Origin of the sequence: Mesorhizobium sp. ESP7-2 (genome assembly GCF_020164715.1) — a bacterium.
Lineage (GTDB): Bacteria > Pseudomonadota > Alphaproteobacteria > Rhizobiales > Rhizobiaceae > Mesorhizobium.
In genome coordinates, this window is record NZ_JAIUGQ010000058.1 from 21,178 (window position 1) to 27,523 (window position 6,346).

Annotated in this window: 9 protein-coding genes; 8 read left to right on the forward strand and 1 reads right to left on the reverse strand. The window is 65.6% G+C overall.

Annotation, left to right across the window (positions count from 1 at the left end):
* The first annotated feature begins 19 nt into the window (after positions 1-19).
* From LB543_RS31360 to LB543_RS31385, 6 genes are all read left to right on the forward strand, one after another.
* Positions 20-1,225 carry an aminotransferase class V-fold PLP-dependent enzyme gene (locus tag LB543_RS31360; protein WP_224617038.1) on the forward strand — a complete coding sequence of 402 codons (1,206 nt, stop codon included), beginning with the start codon at positions 20-22 and terminating at the stop codon, positions 1,223-1,225.
* Between the two features lie 133 nt (positions 1,226-1,358).
* The gene (locus LB543_RS31365) at positions 1,359-1,580 is read left to right on the forward strand and encodes a hypothetical protein (protein WP_224617040.1); all 222 of its coding nucleotides are present in this window, start codon (positions 1,359-1,361) and stop codon (positions 1,578-1,580) included.
* Positions 1,581-1,623: 43 nt separating this feature from the next.
* Complete coding sequence (locus LB543_RS31370) at positions 1,624-2,163, forward strand: sigma-70 family RNA polymerase sigma factor (RefSeq protein WP_224617042.1); 540 nt, start codon at positions 1,624-1,626, stop codon at positions 2,161-2,163.
* Positions 2,160-3,071: an anti-sigma factor family protein gene (locus tag LB543_RS31375; protein WP_224617043.1), complete on the forward strand. Its 912-nt coding sequence runs from the start codon at positions 2,160-2,162 to the stop codon at positions 3,069-3,071. Before LB543_RS31370 ends, LB543_RS31375 begins: the two co-directional genes overlap by 4 nt.
* Positions 3,072-3,169: 98 nt before the next feature.
* Positions 3,170-3,667 (forward strand): 5-(carboxyamino)imidazole ribonucleotide mutase, encoded by a 498-nt coding sequence (gene purE / locus LB543_RS31380; protein ID WP_224617045.1) that lies wholly within the window; start codon positions 3,170-3,172, stop codon positions 3,665-3,667.
* The gene (locus LB543_RS31385) at positions 3,664-4,740 is read left to right on the forward strand and encodes a 5-(carboxyamino)imidazole ribonucleotide synthase (RefSeq protein WP_224617048.1); all 1,077 of its coding nucleotides are present in this window, start codon (positions 3,664-3,666) and stop codon (positions 4,738-4,740) included. The genes purE and LB543_RS31385 overlap by 4 nt, the downstream gene beginning before the upstream one ends.
* Before the next feature lie 12 nt (positions 4,741-4,752).
* Here LB543_RS31385 and LB543_RS31390 read toward each other — a convergent pair whose 3' ends face one another.
* Entirely contained in the window at positions 4,753-5,166 is a 414-nt protein-coding gene (locus tag LB543_RS31390) for a lysozyme inhibitor LprI family protein (protein ID WP_140754655.1), read from the reverse strand.
* A 242-nt stretch (positions 5,167-5,408) separates the two neighbouring features.
* Between LB543_RS31390 and ykgO the strand changes: the two genes are divergently transcribed.
* Together ykgO and LB543_RS31400 are read left to right on the forward strand one after the other, a co-directional pair.
* Positions 5,409-5,534 carry a type B 50S ribosomal protein L36 gene (gene ykgO / locus LB543_RS31395; protein ID WP_006203764.1) on the forward strand — a complete coding sequence of 42 codons (126 nt, stop codon included), beginning with the start codon at positions 5,409-5,411 and terminating at the stop codon, positions 5,532-5,534.
* A gap of 109 nt (positions 5,535-5,643) precedes the next feature.
* Positions 5,644-6,291, forward strand: a complete 648-nt coding sequence (locus tag LB543_RS31400) for a tetratricopeptide repeat protein (protein ID WP_140754657.1) — start codon at positions 5,644-5,646, stop codon at positions 6,289-6,291.
* Positions 6,292-6,346: the final 55 nt, after the last annotated feature.

Consider the following 6,346-nt stretch of genomic DNA (forward strand, 5'->3'; position numbering starts at 1 on the left):
CCCCACGGGATTAGCTCACATGAAAACCTATTCCGACACCGGCTCAAACACCACCATCCGCGAACGGCTGGGCTTGAGGCCGATCATCAACGTCTCCGGTACCATGACCGCGCTCGGCGCCTCGATCATCGTTCCCGAGGCGATCAGCGCCATGACCGAAATGGCCTCGCAATGGGTGGAGATGGACGACCTGCAGCGTGTCGCGAGCACAGTCGTCGCGCGCCTCACCGGCGGCGAGGCCGGCTTCATCACCGCCTGCTGCGCCAGCGGCATCACCATGGCGATCGCCGGTGCGATGACGGGAACCAGCCTGCTTGCCATCGAGCGCCTGCCCGACGACACCGGCGACCTCAAGTGCGAGGTCGTCATCCAGCTTGGCCACATCGTCAACTATGGCGCGCCGATCGATCAGTCGGTCCGCGTCGCCGGCGCCAGGGTGGTGCCCGCCGGCACGGTCAGCGTCACACAGGACTATCACGTGCGCGAGGCGATCAACGAGCGCACGGCGGCGGGCCTCTATGTCGTCGCCCACCACACCGTGCAGTACGGCATGCTGTCGCTGGAGGAATTCTGCGAGATCTGCCACGCCAAGGGTGTGCCTGTCATCGTCGACGCCGCGTCCGAATATGATCTGCGCGGTTTCCTGGCGCGCGGCGCCGATGTCGTCGTCTACAGCGGCCACAAATTCCTGAGCGGGCCGACCAGCGGCATCGTCACCGGCCGCAAGGACCTGGTGCGATCAGCCTATCTGCAGAACCGCGGCGTCGCCCGCGCCATGAAGGTCGGCAAGGAAAGCATCGCCGGCACCATGGCGGCGCTCGAAGCCTGGGAGAAGCGCGACCATGCCGGCATCCGCCGGCGCGAGGAGGCGGCGCTCAATCTGTGGAAGGATGCGCTGCAGGGGCTGCCCGGCATCGCCGCCAACATTATTCCGGACCCGACAGCCAATCCACTCGACCGGCTGCAAGTCTTCGTCTCGCCGGAGAGCCGCTTCACCGCGGCAGGGCTCGCCTCGGCGCTTGCCGCCGGCTCGCCGCCGATCATCGTGCGCAACCACGAGGTCGAGCGCGGCCACTTTTTCCTCGACCCCTGCAACCTCCATCCCGGCGAGGCGGAGGTCGTCGCCGAACGGCTGCGCGCCGTGCTGACAGCCAAGGATCGCCCGGCCGACGCGATGAAAATCGCCCGCAAGGATTCGTCGGGCGTCTTGCGCTGGCCGGATTGATCGCCAAACCGACCATGCCAAAGCACCGGCTGATCACGCGACCGTGAACAGCCGGATTTGCCCACGCGGGAATAAATCGTCTCCTCAACAAGTCTCCTCGACATACGCCAAAGCTGGCGTTGAGGAGATCGGCATGCCCCATCATCGCGAGCACAGCGAACACGGCTGCGGCGTCAGCCGCCGTCATGCGCTGGCGAACATGATCGTCATCAGTCACTCCTCCTTGGCGCCCCTCCTTTTCATGGCGCTTGACACTGGTGACGCAGATGAATTCACTTTCAGCAAGGCAGGCGACTTCGCCCGTTTCCGGGGGCTTTGCTCCTGCAGACAAGGCAAAATCGCTGTCGCATCTTGAGGCGGCACGCCCAGTCCATCCCGGAGGGGATCATGGTGCTGCTTTGAGCGAGAGAGCCCTGGCAGAGCGCTTCAACGAGGTAGTGCTGCCGCATCTCGGCGACGCGCTGGCGCTTGCCCGCTGGCTGACCGGCAATGCCGCCGATGCCGAGGACGTCGTGCAGGACGCCTGCATCAAGGCGCATGCCGGCATATCGGGCTATGCCGGCGGCAATGCCCGTGCCTGGCTGCTGACCATCGTGCGCAACACCTCCTATACCTGGATGGCGCGCAACCGACCGCGCGGCATGATGGCCGTCGGCGATCTCGGCGATCTCGAGGACATGGCCGCCGCCCATGGCACCAGCCTGTCCGACGAGGACGGCCCGGAAGTGAGCCTGATCGCCAGGGCCGATACGGCGGCACTCGAGGCGGCGATCGCTGCCCTGCCGCAGCCGTTTCGCGAAACGCTGGTGCTGCGCGACATCAACGGTCTCAGCTATCGTGAGATAGCCGCCATGCTCGACGTGCCGATGGGCACGGTGATGTCCAGGCTGGCCCGTGCCCGTAGCCTGCTGGCATCTGAACTGGGGAGAGCGCCATGACCGGCCATGACGACGGACTGCCCAATGATCCCGAAGGTATCAGACTGATGATCCACGCCCTTGTCGATGGCGAGCTCGATGCGGCGGCGGCCCTTGCTGTGGAGCGTCGCATCGCCGCCGATCCCCGGCTTGCCGCCGAGCACGCCCGCATCCTTGCCTTGCGAGGCACGGTCGGCCGCTTGCCGCGCCCCGAAGTCAGCGACGCCTTTCTGGCTCGCATCGCGGCGATCGGCATGGCCGGCTCCGAACAGCAGGAGCATGCCGAGGCGGCGGAGCCGCAGCGGGGCGGACCGTCGGCGCTGCCGGGATTGATCTCGGGCGCTGGCAGGGGCATGAGACGAGGCGCCGAGACACGCTCGTCCCAGATGCGGCCATCGCCAAGGGCACGCCGCTTCCGCTCGTTCGACTGGCGCGCCATGGCCGCGTCGATCATGATCAGCGCGGTGCTGGCCAGTGGAGCGACACAATGGGTGATGCAGAGTGGCGTGGATGACGGCTTTGCCGCCGCTGTCGCAAGCGGCCATCGCCGCAGCCTGCTTGCCGCGAGTCCCCTCGACATCGTCTCGTCCGACCGCCATACGGTCAAGCCGTGGCTCGACGCCCGGATCGGCGTCTCGCCGCCCGCGCCGGACCTTGCCCAGGACGGTTTCGCCCTCATCGGCGGCCGGGTCGAGGTGATATCAGGCCGGCCGATGCCGGCGCTGGTCTACCGCCACCGCGAGCACCTGATCACGCTCGTCGCCGAACCTCAGCAGGGCGGCAAGACCACCCAGCCGGACGATCTTTCCTCCGGCGGCTTCTCGATGGTGCACTGGAGCGACGGCGCCTTCTCCTATTGGGCGATCTCCGACATGGAGCGGCCCGAGCTCGACGACTTCGTAGCCCGCTTCCGCAAGGCGGCGGTATGAACCGGATGTGGCCGTCGGCACCTCGCCGATGGCCTGAAATCCTTGCGGCCCCGCGCGAATTCCGCTAAGGCGCGCCTTTGTCGCCGGGGAGCAGAAGCTTGAACGATCAACGCGCCGACGTCGCCATCATCATGGGCAGCCAATCCGACTGGGCGACGATGCGCCAGGCAGCGGAGACGCTGGAGGCGCTTGGTGTCCCCCACAAACGGCTGATCATTTCGGCGCACCGCACGCCCGACCGACTCTATGAATTCGCCAAGGGCGCCAAGGCGGCCGGCTACAAGGTGATCATCGCCGGCGCCGGGGGTGCGGCGCACCTGCCCGGCATGACGGCGGCAATGACGCCGCTGCCGGTGTTCGGCGTGCCGGTGGAATCGAAAGCGCTGTCCGGCCAGGATTCTCTGCTCTCCATCGTCCAGATGCCGGCCGGCATTCCTGTCGGAACGCTCGCCATCGGCAAGGCCGGTGCTGCCAATGCGGCTCTCCTTGCCGCCGCCGTGCTGGCGCTGAACGACGACAAGTTGGCCGCGCGGCTGGATGCCTGGCGCGCCTCGCAGACCGCCAAGGTCGCGGCAGAACCGACGGACACGCCGTGAGCCTGCCCGCCGGATCGACGATCGGCATCATTGGCGGCGGCCAGCTGGGTCGCATGCTGGCGATGGCCGCCGCCCGCCTCGGCTACCGCACCATCGTGCTGGAGCCACAGCCGTATTGCCCGGCCGCCCAGGTCGCCAACTGGCAGATCACGGCCGTCTATGACGACCCGGCCGCGCTTGCCGAACTGGCGGCGGCGAGCGCCGTCGTCACCTACGAGTTCGAGAACGTTCCGGTGGCCGCTGCAACCGCGCTTGCCGCCAGGGTGCCGGTCTATCCGCCGGCGCGTGCGCTTGACGTGGCGCAGGACCGGGTGAGCGAAAAGACATTCCTCAACGGCATCGGTATCGCCACCGCCGCGTTCCATCAGGTCGACACCGACCAGGAACTGACGGCGGCGCTGAAGGCGTTCGACGGCAGCGGCATCCTGAAGACGCGGCGCATGGGCTATGACGGCAAGGGCCAGCGGGTCTTCCGCAACATGGAAGCCGGCGGTTTCGCCGGCACCTGCGAGGCGATGGGCAATGTGCCGCTGATCCTGGAGGCCTTCGTGCCGTTCGAGCGCGAGATTTCCGTCATCGCCGCGCGGGGCCTGGACGGCACTGTCGCCGCCTATGATCCGGCCGAAAATGTGCACCGCGAGGGCATTCTGCATACATCGACCTTGCCGGCCGGCATCAAACCCGAAACGGCGGTAGCCGCGCGGGTGGCGGCATCGAAGATATTGTCCGCGCTCGACTATGTCGGCGTGATCGGCGTCGAGTTCTTCGTGCTGGCCGACGGTTCGCTGCTGGCCAACGAGATCGCGCCTCGTGTCCACAATTCCGGCCATTGGACCGAAGCCGCCTGCATCGTTTCGCAGTTCGAGCAACATATCCGCGCCATCGCCGGACTGCCGCTTGGCAGCCCCGATCGCCATTCCGATTGCGTGATGGAGAACCTGATCGGCGATGACGTGCTGCGCGTTCCAGCCCTGCTCGCCGAGCCCGATCTTATGCTGCATCTCTACGGCAAAGCCGAGGCCCGGCCCGGCCGCAAGATGGGCCATTTCACCCGCGTCAGCCGCCGCGGCTGATCCCAAACGCGCCTATTGCACCTCGTCACTGTCCTCGCCGGCGCAGCCCGCATCGCCTTCCTCGCAGTGGGCGGAGGCGGCGAGCTGCTTGATGCGAGCATTGGTCAGCCTGGTCAGGCATTGCGAGACCTCCATGGCATGGATGGACCCACCCTGGCTGGCGGCGGTGGAATGCGTACACTCGGCGTCCCGGAAGGCGATCCAGGCCCGTTGCGCCGCCTGTAGCAATTTCCTGCCATCGGCATCATCGGAGCCGATGAGATCCTGATAGGCCTTGTTGAGCCTGGCGTCGGCCGCCTGATAATCCTCACCGGCACAGATATTCATCATCTGCTGGCCGTCGTCGGAGCGGTCGCATTCCTGTGCTCGGGCAGCCGCGCTCGCCGCCAGGACGACAAGGCAGGTGGACAGTAAAATTCGGCGCATCTTTGTCCCCAAATCACTTGATTGTCGCGGCATGATCCCAGCCCGCCTGAGGTCGCGCAATGCCACGGGGCCGACATGGCGGATATTTGATGATATCGGGACGCGGAGCACGCTTGCGGTTGACTTACGGTTGACATGGGCAAGGCTCCTCGTTTATGAGCCACCCACCGTTCAAAAGGCGCGTCTTCTGGCGCGCCTTAAAATTTCGACCCGGAACCGGGTTCACACCGACAGGCAAGACCATGAAGATCAAGAATTCGCTCAAGGCGCTGAAGGCGCGTCACCGCGACAACCAGCTGGTTCGCCGCAAGGGCCGCATCTACATCATCAACAAGACCGCCCCGCGCTACAAGGCGCGCCAGGGTTGAGTTCTCGGCCGGAGGCTTTTTTGCCTCCGCCCATTGATGTTTGTCGGCCAGCCGACCTTCCCACGCTAAATCACTTTGATGTTCCGCCGCCCGGGAGTAAACTCGGGCAATGCGGATTCCTTTTGTATTTTTGACGACTTTCCTTGTTTCCGGTGTCATCTCCCTGCCGACGCAGGCCGGTGATCGGCCGATCGCGGTGGCAGCCGCGGATGGTCAGTCGGCGCCCTCCGGTGCCCAGCCCGTGGCTCCGGACGCTCCGGCCCCGCCGATGACGAAACAGGCCCGGCTCGACAAGCTGTTCTCCGATCTGAAGCGCGAGCGCAACGAAAAGGCCGCCGAGCGCATTGCCGGCAACATCTGGAACGAATGGTCCCAGTCTGGCAGCGCCTCGATCGACCTGATGATGCAGTGGTCGCAAAAAGCGATGAGCGATCAGAAGTTCGACGTCGCGCTCGATTTCCTGGACCAGGTGGTGACCTTGCAGCCAAACTACGCCGAAGGCTGGAACCGCCGCGCCACCGTACATTTCATGATGAAGAACTACGGCAAGTCGATGGCCGACATCGACCGCGCACTGCAGCTCGAGCCACGCCATTTCGGTGCGTTGTCGGGGCTGGCCCAGATCATGGCGGAGACCGGCCACAAGCAATCGGCGCTCGAGGCCTGGCAGAGAGTGCTGGCCATCTATCCGATGATGCGAAGCGCCCAGAACCAGGTCGCCACCCTGTCGGAAGAGCTTGCCGGCGAAGGCATTTGATAGATTAGGCGGTAGGGGAATAGGCCCCTACTCCCCTACTCCCCTACTCCCCTAC